Annotated in this window: 13 protein-coding genes; 10 read left to right on the forward strand and 3 right to left on the reverse strand. The window is 65.1% G+C overall.

Going from position 1 to position 18,596, the window contains the following annotated elements; genetic code table 11:
- Positions 1-71 precede the first annotated feature (71 nt).
- On the forward strand, positions 72-4,121 hold the full coding sequence (gene purL / locus HG262_RS00700) for a phosphoribosylformylglycinamidine synthase (protein WP_169269192.1): 4,050 nt from the start codon (positions 72-74) through the stop codon (positions 4,119-4,121).
- A 97-nt stretch (positions 4,122-4,218) separates the two neighbouring features.
- On the opposite strand, the gene HG262_RS00705 is transcribed toward purL, so the two are convergent.
- Positions 4,219-5,127 carry a LysR substrate-binding domain-containing protein gene (locus HG262_RS00705; protein ID WP_169269193.1) on the reverse strand — a complete coding sequence of 303 codons (909 nt, stop codon included), beginning with the start codon at positions 5,125-5,127 and terminating at the stop codon, positions 4,219-4,221.
- A gap of 221 nt (positions 5,128-5,348) precedes the next feature.
- Here HG262_RS00705 and HG262_RS00710 point away from each other — a divergent pair, with 221 nt between their 5' ends.
- On the forward strand, positions 5,349-6,977 hold the full coding sequence (locus HG262_RS00710) for a methyl-accepting chemotaxis protein (protein WP_169269194.1): 1,629 nt from the start codon (positions 5,349-5,351) through the stop codon (positions 6,975-6,977).
- A 124-nt stretch (positions 6,978-7,101) separates the two neighbouring features.
- On the opposite strand, the gene HG262_RS00715 is transcribed toward HG262_RS00710, so the two are convergent.
- Both HG262_RS00715 and HG262_RS00720 read right to left on the reverse strand, forming a co-directional pair.
- On the reverse strand, positions 7,102-8,091 hold the full coding sequence (locus HG262_RS00715; RefSeq protein WP_169269195.1) for a tripartite tricarboxylate transporter substrate binding protein BugE: 990 nt from the start codon (positions 8,089-8,091) through the stop codon (positions 7,102-7,104).
- Between the two features lie 19 nt (positions 8,092-8,110).
- Positions 8,111-9,067: an alpha/beta fold hydrolase gene (locus HG262_RS00720; RefSeq protein WP_169269196.1), complete on the reverse strand. Its 957-nt coding sequence runs from the start codon at positions 9,065-9,067 to the stop codon at positions 8,111-8,113.
- A 138-nt stretch (positions 9,068-9,205) separates the two neighbouring features.
- Here HG262_RS00720 and HG262_RS00725 point away from each other — a divergent pair, with 138 nt between their 5' ends.
- From HG262_RS00725 to HG262_RS00760, 8 genes are all read left to right on the forward strand, one after another.
- The gene (locus tag HG262_RS00725; RefSeq protein WP_169269197.1) at positions 9,206-10,123 is read left to right on the forward strand and encodes a LysR substrate-binding domain-containing protein; all 918 of its coding nucleotides are present in this window, start codon (positions 9,206-9,208) and stop codon (positions 10,121-10,123) included.
- Positions 10,124-10,245: 122 nt separating this feature from the next.
- Entirely contained in the window at positions 10,246-11,715 is a 1,470-nt protein-coding gene (locus HG262_RS00730; protein WP_169269198.1) for a M20 family metallopeptidase, read from the forward strand.
- Positions 11,712-12,269: a DUF1415 domain-containing protein gene (locus HG262_RS00735; RefSeq protein ID WP_169269199.1), complete on the forward strand. Its 558-nt coding sequence runs from the start codon at positions 11,712-11,714 to the stop codon at positions 12,267-12,269. Before HG262_RS00730 ends, HG262_RS00735 begins: the two co-directional genes overlap by 4 nt.
- 356 nt (positions 12,270-12,625) lie before the next feature.
- On the forward strand, positions 12,626-13,717 hold the full coding sequence (locus tag HG262_RS00740) for a TRAP transporter substrate-binding protein (RefSeq protein ID WP_169269200.1): 1,092 nt from the start codon (positions 12,626-12,628) through the stop codon (positions 13,715-13,717).
- A 124-nt stretch (positions 13,718-13,841) separates the two neighbouring features.
- The gene (locus HG262_RS00745; protein ID WP_169269201.1) at positions 13,842-14,504 is read left to right on the forward strand and encodes a TRAP transporter small permease subunit; all 663 of its coding nucleotides are present in this window, start codon (positions 13,842-13,844) and stop codon (positions 14,502-14,504) included.
- Positions 14,505-14,506: 2 nt separating this feature from the next.
- Entirely contained in the window at positions 14,507-16,168 is a 1,662-nt protein-coding gene (locus HG262_RS00750) for a TRAP transporter large permease subunit (RefSeq protein ID WP_169269202.1), read from the forward strand.
- Between the two features lie 127 nt (positions 16,169-16,295).
- The gene (locus HG262_RS00755; protein WP_169269203.1) at positions 16,296-17,282 is read left to right on the forward strand and encodes a tripartite tricarboxylate transporter substrate binding protein; all 987 of its coding nucleotides are present in this window, start codon (positions 16,296-16,298) and stop codon (positions 17,280-17,282) included.
- Positions 17,283-17,291: 9 nt separating this feature from the next.
- Complete coding sequence (locus HG262_RS00760) at positions 17,292-18,581, forward strand: acyl-CoA thioester hydrolase/BAAT C-terminal domain-containing protein (protein ID WP_169269204.1); 1,290 nt, start codon at positions 17,292-17,294, stop codon at positions 18,579-18,581.
- Positions 18,582-18,596: the final 15 nt, after the last annotated feature.

Consider the following 18,596-nt stretch of genomic DNA (forward strand, 5'->3'; position numbering starts at 1 on the left):
AAGCGCTCCGGGAAAACCCCCTAAACAGGTAAAATCACTTTTTGCACCCATCCTTATACGGCGCCCGCATCGTGTCCCTAGTTCAGCATCTGCCTGGTTCCTCCGTCCTGTCCTCCTTTCGTCGTGATCGCCTTCTTGCGCAACTGAAGGAAGCCGGCCTGCCGGTGGCCGACATCTCCGCCCGTTACGAGCACTTCGTCAGCACCGACGCCGCCCTGACGGCCGAACAGCAGCAACACCTGACCCAACTGCTGGATTACGGCACGCCCAGCACGGCCGACGCGCCGGCCAAGAGCCTGTCCCTGCTGGTCATTCCGCGCCTGGGCACCATTTCCCCGTGGGCCAGCAAGGCCACCGACATCGCCCACAACTGTGGCTTGTCGTCGGTGCACCGCATCGAACGCGGCGTACGCTACGTGATTACCCCGGAACGCGGCCTGCTGGGCACCAAGAGCTTCGACGATGCCATGCTGGCGCGCGCGGCCGACTGCCTGCACGACCGCATGACCGAAACCGTGGTTGATGCCAATTTCGACGGCCAGGCCCTGTTCCAGACGCTGGCCGGCAAACCGATGCGTACCGTGGGCGTTCAGGCCAACGGCGTGCAGGCTTTGGCCGAAGCGAACGTCTCGCTGGGCCTGGCCCTGTCGGAAGACGAAATCGAATACCTGGCCAAGTCGTTCACGGACCTGGGGCGCGACCCCACCGACGTGGAACTGATGATGTTCGCGCAGGCCAACAGCGAACACTGCCGCCACAAGATCTTCAACGCCGAATGGGTGATTGACGGCCAGGAACAGCCCAACACGCTGTTCGGCATGATCCGCGCCACGCACAAGGCGCAGCCGGAAGGCACGGTCGTGGCCTACTCGGACAACGCCGCCATCATGGAAGGCGGCCCCGCGCAGCGCTTCCAGGCGGGCGTGCCCGGTGTCACGGGCGAGGGCGCCGACGGCGCCAAGTACATCCGCCGCGACACCACCGTGCATACCTTGATGAAGGTAGAGACGCACAACCACCCGACCGCCATCGCCCCGTTCCCCGGCGCTTCGACGGGCGCGGGCGGCGAAATCCGCGACGAAGGCGCGACCGGCCGCGGCTCCAAGCCCAAGGCCGGCCTGACCGGCTTCACGGTGTCGCACCTGCGTTTCGACGACGCGCTGCAACCCTGGGAAGCCGATCATCACGGCCTGCCTGAACGCATCGCTTCGCCGCTGTCCATCATGATCGACGGCCCCATCGGCGGCGCGGCGTTCAACAACGAATTCGGCCGGCCCAACCTGCTGGGCTACTTCCGTTCGTTCGAGCAGACCGCCGGCGGCACGCGCTGGGGCTATCACAAGCCCATCATGATCGCGGGCGGCCTGGGCAGCATCGACGCGGGCCTGACCCATAAAGACGTGATTCCCCCCGGCGCGCTGTTGATCCAGTTGGGCGGCCCGGGCTTCCGTATCGGCATGGGCGGCGGCGCCGCCTCCAGCATCAGCATGGGCAGCAACTCGGCCGAGCTGGACTTCGATTCCGTCCAACGCGGCAACCCGGAAATCGAGCGCCGTGCGCAGGAAGTCATCGACCGCTGCTGGCAGCAGGCCGAGAACAATCCCATCATTGCCATCCACGACGTGGGCGCGGGCGGTTTGTCCAACGCCTTCCCGGAACTGGTCAACGACGCCGGTCGTGGCGCCATCTTCGATTTGAAGCGCGTGCCGCTGGAAGAGTCGGGCCTGTCGCCCGCCGAAATCTGGAGCAATGAATCGCAGGAACGCTATGTCCTGTCGATCCTGCCGAAGGACCTGGAACGCTTTGACGCCATCGCCCGTCGTGAACGCTGCCCGTACGCGGTCGTGGGCGTGGCCACCGAAGCGCGCCAACTGCGCGTGGTGGACGGCGAGGGCCTGCCCGGCCTGGACACGATCCGCCCGCAAGGCGACGCCGAAGTGCGCCCCGTGGATGTGCCGATCGACGTGATCCTGGGCAAGCCGCCGCGCATGACGCGCGACGTGCGCCGTCTGCCCGGCGTGTCCGCGCCGCTGGATATTGCCGGCATCGACCTGACCGAAGCCGCCTACCGCGTGCTGCGCCACCCCACGGTGGCCAACAAGTCCTTCCTGATCACGATCGGCGACCGCACCGTTGGAGGCCTGTCCAGCCGCGACCAGATGGTCGGCCCGTGGCAAGTGCCGGTGGCGGATTGCGCCGTCACCCTGGCCGACTACGAAGGCTTTCGCGGCGAAGCCATGTCGATGGGCGAACGCACCCCCATCGCCATGCTGGACGCCCCGGCCTCCGGCCGCATGGCCGTGGCTGAAGCCCTGACCAACCTGGCTGCCGCCGACGTGGCCCGCCTGGAGGACATCAAGCTGTCCGCCAACTGGATGGCGGCTTGCGGCGTGGACGGCCAGGACGCCGCGCTGTACGACACCGTGTCCGCCGTCAGCGAGCTGTGCCAGGCCACCGGCCTGTCCATCCCGGTGGGCAAGGATTCCCTGTCCATGAAGACGTCCTGGGAACAGGACGGCGAACAGCGCCAGGTCGTGGCGCCGGTGTCGCTGGTCGTCACGGCGTTCGCGCCGGTGGCCGACGTGCGCGCCAGCCTGACCCCGCAGCTGCGCACCGACGCGGGCGACAGCGTGCTGATCCTGATCGACCTGGGCCGTGGCCGCCACCGCATGGGCGGCTCGATCCTGGCGCAGACCTACAACCAGGTCGGCGAAACCGTGCCGGACATCGATTCGCCGCAAGACCTGCGCGCCTTCTTCATCACGATCCGCACGCTCGCCGAAGCCGGCACCATCCTGGCTTACCACGACCGTTCCGACGGCGGCCTGTTCGCCACCCTGACCGAAATGGCCTTTGCGGGCCGTACCGGCATCTCGGTGAATCTGGACATGCTGACTTTCGATCCGCAGTCGGCGGATTGGGGCGACTACAAGATCCGCCCGGATCAAGTGAAGGTGCAGCGCGAAGAGCTGACGCTCAAGGCCCTGTTCTCGGAAGAGGCCGGCGCCGTGATCCAGGTGCCGGCATCGCAGCGCGACGCCGTCATGCAAGTGTTGCGCGGCGCGGGCCTGTCGGCCCACTCGCACGTCATCGGCGGCTTGAACGGCGCCGACGAGGTGGAGTTCTATCGCGACGGCAAGAAGGTCTGGGGCCAGCCGCGCGCTGAACTCGGCCGCGCCTGGAGCGAAGTGTCCTACCGCATCATGGCGCGCCGCGACAACCCCGCGTGCGCCCAAGCCGAACTGGACGTCTGGAACGACACGACCGACCCCGGCATGAGCCCGAACGTGGCCTTCGACCCGCAGGAAGACGTGGCCGCGCCGTTCATCAACACCGGCCGTCGTCCGCGCGTGGCGATCCTGCGCGAGCAGGGCTGCAACAGCCAGGTCGAAATGGCCTGGGCATTCGACACCTCGGGCTTCGAAGCCATTGACGTCCACATGACCGACCTGCTGGCCGGCCGCGTGGACCTGGCGCAGATGCAGGGTCTGGTAGCTGTGGGCGGTTTCAGCTACGGCGACGTGCTGGGCGCCGGCGAAGGCTGGGCGCGCACCATCCGCTTCAATAGCCAGCTGTCCGACCAGTTCGCGGCCTACTTCGCGCGTCCGGATACGTTCGCGCTGGGTGTGTGCAACGGCTGCCAGATGATGGCGGCGCTGGCCCCGATGATCCCGGGCGCCGAGCACTGGCCGCGCTTCACGCGCAACCAGTCGGAAAAGTACGAAGCCCGCCTGTCGATGGTGGAACTGGCCAAGTCGCCGTCCATCTTCTTCAATGGCATGGAAGGCGCCCGCATCCCGGTCGCCGTGGCGCACGGCGAAGGCTTTGCCGACTTCTCGCAACAAGGCGACGCCAGCCGTGTGCTGACCGCCGCGCGCTATATCGACAACCGCGGCCAAGCCACCGAAGCCTACCCGTTCAACCCGAACGGCAGCCCGGGCGGCCTGACCTCTGTCACGACCGCCGACGGCCGCTTCACCGTGATGATGCCGCACCCGGAACGCGTGACGCGCAATGTCATGATGTCGTGGGCGCCCGAAAAATGGGGCAACGCCGACAAGGGCGGCGCCTACAGCCCGTGGATGCGCATTTTCCGCAATGCGCGCGTCTGGTTGAAGTAAGGCCGGACAGCCATCGCCCCTGACCCGATCACCGGGATCAGGAAGAAAACGGGCCTTGGCCCGTTTTTTTTCGCCGTTGATCAGGGCAAAGCGTTGATCAGGACTGCGTGCCGTGCAGCCACGACGCTTCGCGGACGAACTGCGAAGCCAGCTCTTCTGCCGCGGGTGTCAGCGGCTGTCCGGCGCGCTGAAGCAGGCTGACCACGTAGGTGGGCAGCGGCTCTTGGACCGGCACGATCTCCAGTTGGTCGCGCAGCAAATCGGTGGAGATCAGCGCTGTGGGCAGCAGTGCCATCCGATCGCTGTTGGCGACCAGCGCAGCCGCGTCGATCAGTCCGTCGGTATGCATGTCCACCCGGGGAGGCCCCAGCCGGGCCTGATCGAACACCTGATACACGGACGCGCCGGGTTGGCCCGGCGGGCCAGCCACCGCGAACACCACATCCAGCAACGCCTTCAGGGACCGCGCGTGGCGCATGGGATGGTCGCGGCGCGCGGCGACGGCCATTGGGCTGTTCATCACCGTGCGCGCCTTGACCTGCGCGTTCGAGGGGGCGTGGTCAAGCGGGCAGATGACGAAGTCCAGCAGCCCATCTAGCAGCAGCGGCGTCAGTGTGTGGCAAAGGCCGCTGCGGCTGCTGAGTTCCACGTCGGGATAAATCAGACGGAATCGGTGGATGGCGGAGGGCGCCAGCAACATGGAAGCCACTGCGGAGATGCCGTACTGCACCTTGCCGATGCGGTCGCCGCGCATTTGGGCCATGGCATCGCGGGCGCGTTTGGTCTCGTGCACCAGATGCTGGGCGTGTGGCAGGAAGCGCTTGCCGTAGTCGTTGGGGCGCATGCCTTTGGCGTGGCGTTCGAACAGCGGCAATCCCAGCGTGCCCTCCAGCCGGCGCAGGGATTTGGTCATGGCGGGCTGGGTTTGTCCGGTGGCGCGGGCCGCCGCGTGCACGCTGCCGTGTTGCGTGACGGCAAGGAAATCAAATACCTGCTGCAACTTCATCTTGATGTCTCCCCGTTATTACCTGGGTCTTTGTTCTGGGTGTGGCCGACCGCGCCTCTCATATGCCGAATGACCGTAGTTCATTAACCCGTTCCCGGCAACCTTGGGGCGGGGAGGGGGTTGACCGATGTCAAGGGCATGTAACCCAATGAGATATTTAACTTTTCATTGCATCGAGCCGTTAACCCGGCAAGCGTTATGCAACCCCGGAGTGGCTTTTCATGTTCAAGAATTTAAGTATCCGCGCAATCCTGACGTCCGCCCTGGGCGTCTTCTTTGCGCTTTTCGTGGTAACCGGCGCCGCCGTTTATCAGCAACTGACGTCCAACCGCACTTCCATTGAATTGCTGCTGGACACGAATCTGGTCCGCGCCAACGCGGTGGACGGGGCGGGCGCCGAACTGTTGCGCGCGCGCCTGGTCCTGCTGGCGGCGCAAAGCGCGTTGCTGGAGGGCAAGAGCATCGACAGTCTTGCCAGCATGCAGCGGCTGGACGGTTACACCAAAAAAGCGTCGGACCTGATCGATATCGCGCGCAAGCAGCCCGAGACGTCCACTGAAGGCAAGCCCCTGTTCGAGGCTGCGCTGGCCGCCTACGACGTCTATCAGCGAGACGCCATCACGCCGATGGTGGCCGCCATCCGCGCCGGCAAGCCGCAGGACGCCAGCCGGCTGAACCTTGAAAAGGTCACGCCGCTGGGAATCGCCTTTACGCAGGCTATCCAGAAATATGTGGACTATGCCGACGACGTGGGCCAGCGCGTCGCGCGCGACACGTCCACGCGCATCAATGGGGCGATCGTGCTGCTTGTCTGTCTGCTGGCCGTGGTGGCTGTGCTGGTGGTCAGCCTGTACGTGATTTTCGCGCGCTCTGTTTTCCGCCCCTTGCACGACGCCGGCCGCTTGTTCGACCGTATCGCCGGGGGCGATCTCAGCAACCGCATCGAGCAGCGCGGCGACAACGAGATCGGCGTGCTGTATGCCGCCGTCAAGCGCATGCAGGACAGCCTGGCCCGCACGGTGTCGGCCGTGCGGTTGGGGGTGGAAGAGATCCACACCGGTTCGCGCGAGATCGCGGCCGGCAACATCGACCTGTCATCCCGCACCGAGCAGCAGGCGGCTTCGCTGGAGGAAACCGCGGCCAGCATGGACGAACTGTCGTCCACCGTGAAGAACAACGCCGACAGTTCGCGCAATGCGTCGCAATTGGCGACGGTGGCCTCTGAAGTGGCCACGCGCGGCGGCAGGGCCGTGGGCGATGTGGTCGGGACGATGCGCGGCATTGCCGACAGCTCCAAACGTATCGCCGATATCGTCGGCGTGATCGACGGCATTGCATTCCAGACCAACATCCTGGCGCTGAATGCCGCAGTGGAAGCGGCGCGCGCGGGTGAACAGGGCAAGGGGTTCGCGGTGGTGGCCAGCGAGGTGCGCGCGCTGGCCCAGCGCAGCGGGCAAGCCGCCAAGGAAATCAAGGGCTTGATCGACGAGTCGGTGCAGAAGGTGTCGATCGGGTCGGACCAGGTGGAAGCGGCTGGTGCCACCATGCAAGAGATCGTGGTGTCGGTGCGCCGGGTGACGGACATCATCAACGAGATCTCGAGCGCGTCCGAAGAACAGTCGCAAGGCATTCAGCAGGTGAACCAGGCCGTGTCGCAGATGGACAGCGTGACCCAGCAGAACGCGGCGCTGGTCGAAGAAGCGGCGGCATCCGCCGCGTCGCTGGAAACCCAGGCCCAGCGCCTGCGCGAAGCCGTGGCGGTGTTCAAGCTGCAAGCCGGCGGCCGGGTGATCGACGCGGACGCGCCCGCGTTGGGCCGCGGCGCGGAGCCGGCGCTGCTGGGCGCCTGACAGGGCCGAAGCCGCCGATGGTGCCGAAGATGCCGATGGCGTTGATGGCGGCAGTCCTGGCTCCCGTCATGCAATGAAAAATGCCCCTTGCGGGGCATTTTTCGTGAGCACGGTACCGAGACGATTACTGATCCAGCTGGATCTTGGCGTCAGCCGCCACGTTCTTCCACTTCTTCACGTCGCTGGCGATCACCTGTTGGAATTCATCCGAGGTGCCGGCCACGACCGTGCCGCCCAGGCTGGCCATCTTGGCCTTCACTTCCGGCGTGTTCAGCGCCTTCACCGACGCGTCGTGCAGCTTCTTCTTCACGTCTTCCGGCAGGCCCTTGGGTGCCAGCAGGCCGTTCCAGGCATTGGCCTCATAGCGCGGCAGGCCGGCTTCCTTGAACGTCGGGGTGTCGGGCAGTTCGGGCGAACGCGCATCGGCCGCGATGGCGATCGGGCGGATCTGGCCGCCCTTGATGTAGGGCAGCGACGCCGGCAGCGGTTCCCAGATCATCGAGACCTGGCCGCTGATCACGTCGGTGAACGCCGGGCCCGCGCCGCGGTAGGCGATGTGCATGAGCTTGGCGCCCGTCATCGACTTCATCAGTTCCATCGCCAGGTTACCCAGGCCGCCGGCGCCCGACGAGGCATAGGTGTAGCGATCCGGATTTGCCTTGGAGGTGGCGATCAGCGCGTTCAGGTCGGCTGCCGGGAAATCCTTGGTGACGCTCAGCACGCCGGGCACGGTCACCAGTTGCGTGATCGCGGTGAAATCCTGCACCGCGTCATAAGTCAGCGACTTGTACACGGCCGGGTTGGTGCCGTGCGTGCTGGACGAGGCCAGCAGCAGGATGTAGCCGTCGGGGGCGGAGTCGGCCACGAAGCGGGTGCCGATCGAGCCGCCAGCGCCCGCCTTGTTCTCCACGACCACGGTGGCGCCCAGTTCGGTGCCCAGCTGCGCGGCGAAGACGCGGCCGATGATGTCGGCGGTGCCGCCGGGGGCGAACGGTACGATCAGGCGGACGGGCTTGGCGGGGTAGTCGGTGGCTTGTTGCGCCGAAGCGGCGCCGGCAGCCAGCGTGGCGCCAGTCAGCAGCGCCACGGCGATGGTGGATTTCTTGAAGTTCATCTGTGTCTCCAGGTAAAGGTTAGTCGAGGCTGCGGTCGAGCCAGTCGACGATCAATCCGGCTATCTGGTCGCTATTGCGGTCCAGCATGCAGAAATGGGAATTGCCGGCGATGCCGGCGGCGGGCAGGTCCAGCACCTGGGTGCGGGCGCCAGCCGCGCGCAGCGCCCGCCAATAGGCGTCCGTCTGGGCGCGGTAGCGCAGCCAGGTGTCGTCCCCTTGAAAGTGGTCGCCCCAAACCAATAAATGCGGCGGCATCTGCCACGGCACGGCGGCGGGGGTGCCGGTGGGTTCCAGCGCGACGACGGCGCGCACGGTGGCGGCGTATTCCTGGGCCAGCAGCGTGGCGAAACCGCCGCCCTGGCTATGGCCGAAGACGATGCAGGGGCCGGCCAGCTCCAGCAATTGCCGGTAGGCCTCCAGGGCCATGTCGCCATGCGTCAGCCAGCGCGGCACGAACTGTTTGGCGAAGGTGTCGAAGGATTCGGTGGGGAACTGCTGGGCCGGATAGGCTTGGCGCAACTTGCCGGCAGGCGCGTAGCCCGACGCGGGGCCGATGCGGAACAGGCGCCAGGCCTCTTCCTTGGACCGGAAGATGGGCGCGCTGTCGTAGACCTGCGGATACATCGCCCAAGACGCGCGGCCGCGTTCGGGCGCATCGGACACGAACACGTCGTAGCCAGCCTGCAGCAGGCGCCACAGCCAGCCCTGGCGGCCGTCGGGCGTGCTCTCCCATTGCGCGCCCGTCATGCCGCCGCCGTGCCAGAGCAATACGGGGTAGGGGTGCAGCGGCTGGGCCAGCCGGTATTCCTGCACGTACAGCTGCCCGACGCTGTAACCGCCGTTCATGTCGATCAATCGCGGCGACGCGTTGTCCACCACCTTTTTCTGCTGCATCGGCACGCCGCCGGCTACGGCTTCGGTGCCCCCCAGGAAATGGCTGCGGATGGATTTGAGCAGGACAGGGGAGTCGGACATCGGCGTTTCCAAGGGATGGACGCCAGGATGTTAGTTGCCAGATGTATCTGGGTTGTGCAGAATGAGCTTCCTCTGTGCCGATTCGGCACAGGGGCGCCCGGCGGGGAAAGGGCCCACGAACGCCGCACGGAGAGTCATATGGACACTAAATGGCTGGAAGACCTCGTCGCCTTATCGAAGTCGCGCAACATGTTCCAGGCGGCCGAGGCGCGCAGCGTGACGCATCCGGCGTTTGGGCGGCGCATCAAGGCGCTTGAGGAATGGGCGGGTGTGCCGCTGGTCGAGCGCGGCCATCAAGCCACCACCCTCAACCCGGCGGGCCGCAGCATGCTGGCCGCTGCCATCGACGTGCTGGACATCCTGCGCGACACGCGCCAGGCGCTGCAGAAGCCGGAGCAGGAGCGCAACCGCAAGATCACCATCGCCTCGGGCAAGACGCTGGCGCATTCGGTGCTGCCGGGGGTGATGGCCAGCGTGCAGCAGGGCATGCCGGCGTTTCAGCTGAAAGTCGTCACCACCACCCTGAACTATGGGGTGGACATGCTGGCGGACGGCGAGGTGGACTTTCTACTGTGCCATGCGCACGAGCCGCTCTATGCCAAGATCGACAACCCCGGCTACCGCTGCCGGCGCGTCGGCGCCGACAAGCTGGTGGCAGTCAGCGCGCCCGTCAACCCAGGCAGCCGCCATCCGCGCCATGCGGTGCCCAAGCTGGCCTCGGACCCCGCCGTGCCGTTCCTGGCGTATGCCGACAGCATGTCGCTGGGGCGCATCCTGCATGACCGCCTGCGCGGGCTGTGCATGATGCCGTTGTTGCAGACCCTGTATGAATCGGATCTGGCCGATGCGTTGCACGCGATGGCGCGCCAGGGTTTTGGCCTGGCCTGGTTGCCGCACACGCTGATCGAATCCGACTTGCGGTCAGGGGCGCTGGTGCGCGCCGACAGCGCCCGCAACGACATTCATATGGAGATCCGGCTGTACCAGTCGGTCGACAACGCCAAGCCGTTGGCCCGCCAGATGTGGAGCCGGATCGAAGCCTACGCGGCCAGATAGCGACACCGTATTCGCCAACGGGAACGTCAAACGGGGACGAAAGGTGCCAGCCGGCCCGCGCAGGCATAAAATAGCGGATTACCCCATCCCCGCCCGTACACGCACATACAGGATCCCGCGCCATGAACGCACGTATCCCCGAAGACGCACTGCCGCCCACCCTGGACCCCAAAGCGCTCCAGGAGTTTGTCGACGACAAATGGGACAACGAGATCATCCCCGCGCTGACCGACTACATTGCCGTGCCCGCCAAGAGCCCGGCGTTCGATGCCGACTGGGAAAAGAACGCGTTCATCGAACGTGTGGTGCGCGACGCCGCGCAATGGGTAGAAGCCCAGAAAGTGTCGGGCCTGGTGCTGGAAGTGGTGCGCCTGCCGGGTCGTACGCCCGTCATCTTCTTCGACGCGCCCGCTACCCGCAGCGACAACGGCGACACCGTGTTGTTGTACGGCCACCTGGACAAGCAGCCGGAATTCTCGGGCTGGCGCGCGGGCCTGGGCCCGTGGACGCCCAAGTACGAAGACGGCAAGCTGTACGGCCGCGGCGGCGCGGACGACGGCTACGCCGTGTACGCCTCGCTGACCGCCATCATGGCGCTGGATAAGCAAGGCATTCCGCGTCCGCGCTGCGTGGGCATCGTCGAGACCTGTGAAGAGTCCGGCAGCTATGACCTGCTGCCTTATGTGGACGCGCTGCGCGACCGCCTGGGCAACGTCGCCCTGGTGGTGTGCCTGGACTCGGGTGCCGGTAACTACGACCAGCTGTGGATGACCACGTCGCTGCGCGGCATGGTGTCCGGCACGCTGGAAGTGCAAGTGCTGGACGAAGGCGTGCACTCGGGCGACTCCAGCGGTGTCGTGCCGTCGTCGTTCCGCATCTTGCGCCACCTGCTGGATCGCCTGGAAGACAGCGGCACCGGCCGTCTGCTGCCGCAAAGCCTGCATTGCGAGATTCCCGCGGACCGCGTGGAGCAGGTATCCGCCACCGCGCGCATCCTGGGCGACGAAGTCTGGCGCCGTTTCCCCTGGAGCTGCGGCGCCGACGGCGGCTTCGTGCTGCCGATGACGACCGAACCCGAACAAGCCCTGCTGAACCGCACCTGGCGCCCGACCTTGTCGGTGACGGGCGCCGAAGGCCTGCCGCCGCTGTCCAGCGCGGGCAACGTGCTGCGCCCGCGCACCGCGTTCAAGCTGTCGCTGCGCCTGCCGCCGCTGGTGGACGCCGTGGCTGCGTCGCAGGAAATCAAGGCATTGCTGGAAGCCGACGCCCCCTACAACGCCAAGGTCATCTTCAAGGCCAACGAAGGCGCCGCCACCGGCTGGAACGCGCCGGCCTCCGTGCCATGGCTGACCCAGGCCCTGGATGCCGCGTCCCAGCAGTACTACGGCCAGCCCTGCGGCTACATCGGCCAGGGCGGTACCATCCCGCTGATGAGCATCCTGCAAAAGGGCTTCCCCAAGGCCCAGTTCATGGTCTGCGGCGTGTTGGGCCCCAAGTCCAACGCCCACGGCCCCAATGAATTCCTGCACGTGCCTTACGGCAAGAAATTGACCGCAGCGGTCGCCCAAACCATGGCGGCGATGCCGGCATGATTTCCACTTCCGACGCCTACGCCAACGTGGTTGCCGAAACCCGCGATTGGCTGACCAAGGCCGTGATCGGCCTGAACCTCTGTCCGTTCGCCAAAGCGGTTCAGGTCAAGGACCAGATCCGCTTTGCCGTCAGCGACGCCACCGATGCCGAGGGCGTGCTGACCGACCTGCAGGACGAACTGGCACTGCTGGCCGACACCGATCCGGAAAAGGTCGACACGACTTTGCTGATCATCCCCGACGCGCTGGACGACTTCCTGGATTTCAACGATTTCGAGGAACTGTCCGACCGCTTGCTCAAGCGGATGCGGCTGGTGGGCGAGCTGCAAGTGGCGACTTTCCACCCGCAGTTCCAGTTCGCGGAGACGCGGCCGGACGATATCGAGAACTACACGAACCGGTCGCCGTACCCCATCTTGCACCTGCTGCGCGAAGACAGCATCGACCGCGCGGTGGAGTCTTTCCCGGACGCAGCCGAGATCTATGAAAAGAACATCGACACGATGAACAAGCTGGGTCTGGAAGGCTGGAAGAAGCTGATGGCCAAGGCCTGAGGCCGGGCAGGGGGCCGCCTGCCTTGGCGTCGGCTGCCCAGCACTAAATATTTTCTAGTTATATAGAAGTGGCCGCTTATTCAGGCCGCCTGGCCCCCAGAACGCCAGCTGATAGGGTCTCTCAAGCAGAGCAGATGGTGCTTCTGGCATGCGCTGGTCATACCAGCGTTGCCCACGAGAAAGATTTCACGAAACTTACGGCAAGGGTTTTCCCGCTACGTCCTGGCATAAATTTGCCGATAGCATCGCCCCCAAAATCATAAAGCGCGACCATTTGTTACCCACTGGATCGCGCCAGGGGCTCCACCAAATCGCCCCGGGACCAGCAAAACTTTATCCAAAGTTGGGAGACTTGCATGCAACGCCGTTCGTTTTTGAAGAAAGCCACCTTGGGGGCCGCAGCAGGCGGCGCCACCCTGGCGGCGCCCGCCATCGCCCAGGAGGCCCCCACCCTGAACTGGCGCCTGGCGTCCAGCTTCCCGCGTAGCGCCGATGCCATTTTTTCGGGCGGCGAAAGTGTCGCCAAATACGTGTCTGAAGCGACGGGCGGCAAGTTTTCCATCCGCGTGTTCCCGGCTGGCGAAATCGTCCCGGCCCTGCAGGTGCTGGACGGCGTTCAGAATGGCACGATCGAATGCGGCCATAGCGCGTCGTACTACTACTATGGCAAGGACCCCGTCCTGAGCTTCGACGCCGCCGTGCCGTTCGGCCTGAATACGCGTCAGATGAATTCGTGGATGCGCCATGGCGACGGCCTGTCGTTGCTGCGGGAAGTCTTCAAGACCTACAACATCGTCAACTTCCCCTGCGGCTACACCGGCACGCAAATGGGCGGCTGGTTCCGCAAGGAAATCAAGACCGTCGACGACCTGAAGGGCTTGAAGTTCCGAGTCAGCGCCTTTGCGGGCGCCGTGCTGTCGCGCCTGGGCGTCGTGCCGCAGCAGATCGCTGGCGGCGACATCTACCCGGCGCTGGAAAAGGGCACCATTGATGCGGCCGAATGGATCGGTCCGTATGACGACGAAAAGCTGGGCTTCAACAAGGTCGCCCCGCACTACTACTACCCGGGCTGGTGGGAAGGCACGCTGCAAGTGTCGCTCTACGTCAATCAGGACGCCTACAACAAGCTGCCCAAGCACTACCAGGCCATCCTGGCGCAGGCCTCGGCGGCGGCGACCAACGACATGATCGCCAAGTACGACGCCGAGAACCCGGCCGCACTGCGCCGCCTGATCGCCCAGGGCGCCAAGCTGCAATCGTTCCCCAAGCCCGTCATGGACGCGTGCTTCGCGGAATCGGTCAAGTTGTACGACGAAATGGGCGCCAAGAACCCGGTGTTCAAGAAAGTCTATGAAAGCATGAAGAATTTCCGTGACAACGAACTGCCCTGGTTCCGCGTCGCCGAAGGCAGCTACGACAGCTACATGGGCACGATCAACCGCAAGTAAGCGGCGGACCTGATTGTGCCGGCGCGCGCGGATGTGCCGCATCCGCGCGCGCCTGCTGGTTTCTCCTCTCTTGATTTGCACATTGACCGCGCGCCATGCCCTTGCGCGGGTCCGGATATCCGACATGAATGCCCTATTAGCCCTATCCCGGTTGATCGATGCGATCAACACGGTGGTCGGCCGGTGCGTGACGTGGTTGACGCTGGTCGTCGTCCTGGTCAGCGCCGGCAATGCCGTCGTCCGCAAGACCTTCCAGATCAGTTCCAATGCGTGGCTTGAACTGCAGTGGTACCTGTTCGGCGCCATCTTCCTCCTGGCCGCCGGGTACACGCTGCTGAAGAACGAGCACGTGCGCGTGGACGTGCTTTCTTCGCGCCTGCCGCGCCGCAAGCAGATCTATATCGACATCTTCGGCGTCATCTTCTTCCTGATGCCCGCCTGCCTGTTGATCACGTATCTGTCGTGGCCGATGTTCGTCGATTCGTTCCTGAGCAACGAACAGTCGTCCAACACCGGCGGCCTGGTGCGCTGGCCGGTGAAATTGCTGATCCCGGTCGGCTTCGCGTTGCTGGTGCTGGCGGGGGTGTCCCACCTGATCAAGTGCGTCGGATTCCTGATGGGTAAATGCCCTGATCCAGGCGCCCGCGCTAGCGATATTTCTGCCGAGGAAGCGCTGGCCCAGGAAATTGCGGAAGAGGCGCGGCTGCGCGAAGCGCGCGCCCTGGCGGCGCAAGGCGGAAAGGGTGCAGGCGGTGCCCGCGACCACAACGGACAGGACGGACGCTGACCATGGAATTTCTGACTGCAAACATGGCCCCCATCATGTTCGCCACGCTTGTGGTGTTCCTGCTGATGGGCTTTCCCGTGGCGTTCGCGCTCGCGGCCAACGGCATTCTTTTCGCGCTGGTCGGCATCGAACTGGGGCTGTTGAACGCTGCCTTGTTCCAGGCTTTGCCGCAACGTATTTTCGGCATCATCTCCAACGACACGCTGTTGGCGGTGCCATTCTTTACCTTGATGGGGCTGGTGCTTGAACGATCAGGCATGGCCGAGGACCTGCTGGAAACCATCGGCCAACTGTTCGGCACCGTGCGCGGCGGCCTGGCGATCGCCGTGGTGTTTGTGGGTGCGATGCTGGCCGCGACCACGGGCGTCGTGTCGGCCTCGGTGATCTCGATGGGCCTGATCTCGCTGCCCATCATGCTGCGCTACGGCTATGACCGCAGGCTGGCCAGCGGCATCATCGCGGCGTCGGGCACCTTGTCGCAGATCATCCCGCCGTCGCTGGTCCTGATCATCCTGGCCGACCAGCTGGGCCGTTCCATCGGCGACATGTACCGTGGCGCGATTCTGCCGGGTTTCCTGCTGGCGGGCACGTATGTGGTGTTCGTCATCATCAAGTCGTACCTGAAACCGGATTCGGCGCCCGCCTTACCCGAGGAAGCGCGCTCGTTCCAGGAGAGCAACGGCACGCGCGGCGGGCGATCGCTGCTGGTGCTGATGGTGATCTCGGCGCTGTCGGCGTATTTCGTCGGCCAGTACATCGAAGCCGACACGGCGCCGGTGGACGAGCAGATCGTGCTGTCGTTGCTGATCTGGGGGCTGACCGCCTTCATCATCGCCGGCGTCAACAAGGTCTTCAAGATCGGCATGCTCTCGGCCTTGGCGGAGCGTGTCACGTTCGTGATGATTCCACCGCTGTTCCTGATCTTCCTGGTGCTGGGCACGATCTTCATCGGCGTGGCCACCCCGACCGAAGGCGGCGCAATGGGGGCCGTGGGCGCCATCGTCATGGCCATGATACGTGGCCGCCTGACGCTGAACCTGATGAAACAGGCCATGGACACGACGACCAAGCTGTCCACCTTCGTGGTGTTCATCCTGGTGGGTTCCACGGTGTTCGGCCTGACCTTCCGCGGCGTCAACGGCGATTTGTGGGTTGAACACCTGTTGGTCAGCCTGCCGGGCGGCGAGATGGGCTTCCTGATCGCCGTCAGCATCCTGACGTTCGTGCTGGCGTTCTTCCTGGACTTCTTCGAACTGGCCTTCATCATCGTGCCGCTGCTGGGCCCGGTAGCGGACAAGCTTGGCATCGACCTGATCTGGTTCGGCGTCCTGCTGGCGGTGAACATGCAGACATCGTTCATGCATCCGCCATTCGGCTTCGCGCTGTTCTACTTGCGGTCGGTGGCGCCCAAGGATCGGTACAAGGACAAGGTGACCGGCAGGATGATCGAACCCGTGACCACGGGCCAGATCTATCGCGGCTCGATCCCTTTCATCGTGATCCAACTGGCGATGGTCGTGGCGGTGATGGCGTTCCCGGGCCTGGTCATGCACTACAAGAGCGATGCGGCCGAAGTCGACGCCAGCAAGGTGAAGATCGAGGTGGATACGTCGTACGGCACCAGTACCTATGGCAGCGACGACCCGGCGGCCGGGTTCAAGTAGCACGTTCCGCCAGAAAGCACGTCAAAGGAATGCCGGCACTGCCGGCATTTTTTTTGCGCGGGATATCCCTAAATGGCGGGCGAACGAAATTGCATACAACATACCGTTTCCCTGCCAGGAGACCCTTATGCGAATGAATCGCCGCCATGCCCTGGGCGCGCTTGCCGCGTTGCCCCTGATGTCCCGTCCCGTCTGGGCCCAAAGCGCCTTCCCGACGCGGCCTGTGCGGTTGCTGGTGGGCTTCGCGCCCGGCGGCTTGACCGATATCGCTGCCCGCGCGCTGGCCGAGCGCATGGGCAAGACGTTGAAGCAGAACGTGGTCGTCGAGAACCGGCCGGGCGGCCAGGCCATCATTGCCACCGTGGCAGTCGCGCGGGCCGAGCCCGACGGCTATACGCTGGGGTTCGCCGGCACCAACGGCATGATCCTGAACCCCTTGCTGTACAACAACCTGCCGTATCAGCAGTCGGATTTCAAGCAACTGGGATCGATGGGCAAGTCACCCATGTTGTTGATCGTGCACCCCGCGCTAGGCGTGAAGAACGTGCAGGAATTCATCGCGCTGGCCAAGAAGAAGCCAGGCGATATCACTTGCGCCCATGCGGGGCGGGGCGTCATCAACCACCTGGCGCTGCTGCATTTCCAGTCCAAGACCGGCACCGAGTTCCAGGACGTGCCCTATAAGGGCAGCGGCCCCGCGCTGCTGGACCTGATGGCGGGCACGGTGCAAAGCACGTTCGACTTCCCCACGTCGGCGTTGCCCAACATCAAGTCCGGCAAACTGCAGGTGCTGGCGGTCACGGCCGACAAGCGCTTGTCCAGCCTGCCCGACGTACCGACCATGAAGGAGGCGGGCGTAGACGGCTTCGAGCTGTACACGCGCATGATGATCTCCGGCCCCGCCGCCATGCCGGCGGATGTGGTGAAAGTGCTTGAGAACGCGGTGCGCGAAGGCACGCGAGACCCCGGGCTGATCCAGCAGTTCGCCGAGCAGGGCGTGGCGGTGGAGTTCACGTCTTCCGCCGACCTGGACAAAGTGATCGCCGACGAATCCGCCATGTGGGCCCAGGTCATCAAGGCCAACGGCGTGCCCAAGACCGACCTGAAAGCCTGAGGAACCGCTGTGATCGAACAAGCCCGCATCACCGTTACGCCTGAATTTGCCCTGATCGACGTCTCGCGCGACATCCGCATCGACGGCTTTCCGGCCTATGCCTTCATCACCGTCACGGCCGCCATGCAGATGTGCGGCGCCCCCTGGCGCTCGCAAGCCGTCTTCGTGGCGGGCCACGATGGCAGCCTCGACCTGGGCCGCGACAGCCCCGTTTCTGGCAGCTACGCCGAACCCTCGGCCATGGGCATTGTGTGGTCCATGGTGTGCGAAGACATGAGCCGCGTGGTGTTTCCGCCCGATCGCACCGAACCGCTGGTCATCCAGATCGAAGCGACCGACGGCGTTCGCAGCGCCTCGGCCCGGCTGGTGCAGGAATTCGTGCAAGAGGGCGTGAGCCATCGCGCGGTGCGCGAACAGGTCGGGGGCATGACGGTGTCGGGCGAGCTCTACACGCCGGCAGGCCCCGGACCGCATCCGCTGGTCATCTACATGAACGGTTCGTCGGGCGGCGTCAACGCGCCGCGCGCCGCGCTCTTCGCCGCCCGGGGATTCCAGTGCCTGGCCTTGGCGATCTTCAACTACGAAGGGCGGCCAAAATACCTGAACGATATGCCGCTGGAGTACTTCGAACACGTGCTGCAGTGGGCGCGCGCTGAACTGGCGCCACGCGACGGCTTTGTGGCCCTGTCAGGCATCAGTCGGGGCGGCGAGACTTCGCTGCTGGTGGCCTCGCACTATCCCGAACTGGTCAGTGCTGTGGTGGCCTATGTGCCGTCGCCGGTGACGCATGGCGTGGTCAGCGCCGGCGCGCCCGGCACCGGCCGCAACGCGCAGGTCTGGACGCAAGGCGGCCAACCATTGCCGCACCTATGGCAGGACAATGCCAGCGCCGACTGGGAAGCGGCCTACGCGTCCGAACCGCCTTACCGCCAGACCCATGCCTTCTTAAGCGCTACCCGCGACAGCGCCGCGTTCGACCGCGCCCGCATCCCGGTCGAAAACTATCCCGGCCCGGTCATGCTGGTCAGCGCGTCGGACGACGGTTTCTGGCCCAGCACCGCGTATTCGGAAATCGTGATGCGGCAGCGCCAGGCGCACGGCCTGCCCACGTTCCATCACGTCTGCATGGGGGCGGGGCACCATGTGCACTATCCCTACCTGCCGGCAACGCTGATCAGCAAGCCCCATGCGATGTCGGGGTTGCTGCTCGACGCCGGGGGCACGCCGGCCGCGAACGCGGCGGGCAACGAGGGGTCTTACATGGCCGTACTGGAGTTTCTGAACAGGGCGGCGGGGTAGGCCGCCGCTGCCCGA

The sequence above is a fragment of the Achromobacter sp. Bel genome (assembly GCF_012928505.1).
Lineage (GTDB): Bacteria > Pseudomonadota > Gammaproteobacteria > Burkholderiales > Burkholderiaceae_B > Achromobacter.

What these genes read in the sequence shown, in the direction of transcription:
- HG262_RS00705 (WP_169269193.1), bottom strand. Translation starts at nt 5,127, where the DNA reads ATGAAGTTGCAGCAGGTATTTGATTTCCTTGCCGTCACGCAACACGGC.
- HG262_RS00710 (WP_169269194.1), top strand. Translation starts at nt 5,349, where the DNA reads ATGTTCAAGAATTTAAGTATCCGCGCAATCCTGACGTCCGCCCTGGGC.
- HG262_RS00715 (WP_169269195.1), bottom strand. Translation starts at nt 8,091, where the DNA reads ATGAACTTCAAGAAATCCACCATCGCCGTGGCGCTGCTGACTGGCGCC.
- HG262_RS00720 (WP_169269196.1), bottom strand. Translation starts at nt 9,067, where the DNA reads ATGTCCGACTCCCCTGTCCTGCTCAAATCCATCCGCAGCCATTTCCTG.
- HG262_RS00725 (WP_169269197.1), top strand. Translation starts at nt 9,206, where the DNA reads ATGGACACTAAATGGCTGGAAGACCTCGTCGCCTTATCGAAGTCGCGC.
- HG262_RS00730 (WP_169269198.1), top strand. Translation starts at nt 10,246, where the DNA reads ATGAACGCACGTATCCCCGAAGACGCACTGCCGCCCACCCTGGACCCC.
- HG262_RS00735 (WP_169269199.1), top strand. Translation starts at nt 11,712, where the DNA reads ATGATTTCCACTTCCGACGCCTACGCCAACGTGGTTGCCGAAACCCGC.
- HG262_RS00740 (WP_169269200.1), top strand. Translation starts at nt 12,626, where the DNA reads ATGCAACGCCGTTCGTTTTTGAAGAAAGCCACCTTGGGGGCCGCAGCA.
- HG262_RS00745 (WP_169269201.1), top strand. Translation starts at nt 13,842, where the DNA reads ATGAATGCCCTATTAGCCCTATCCCGGTTGATCGATGCGATCAACACG.
- HG262_RS00750 (WP_169269202.1), top strand. Translation starts at nt 14,507, where the DNA reads ATGGAATTTCTGACTGCAAACATGGCCCCCATCATGTTCGCCACGCTT.
- HG262_RS00755 (WP_169269203.1), top strand. Translation starts at nt 16,296, where the DNA reads ATGCGAATGAATCGCCGCCATGCCCTGGGCGCGCTTGCCGCGTTGCCC.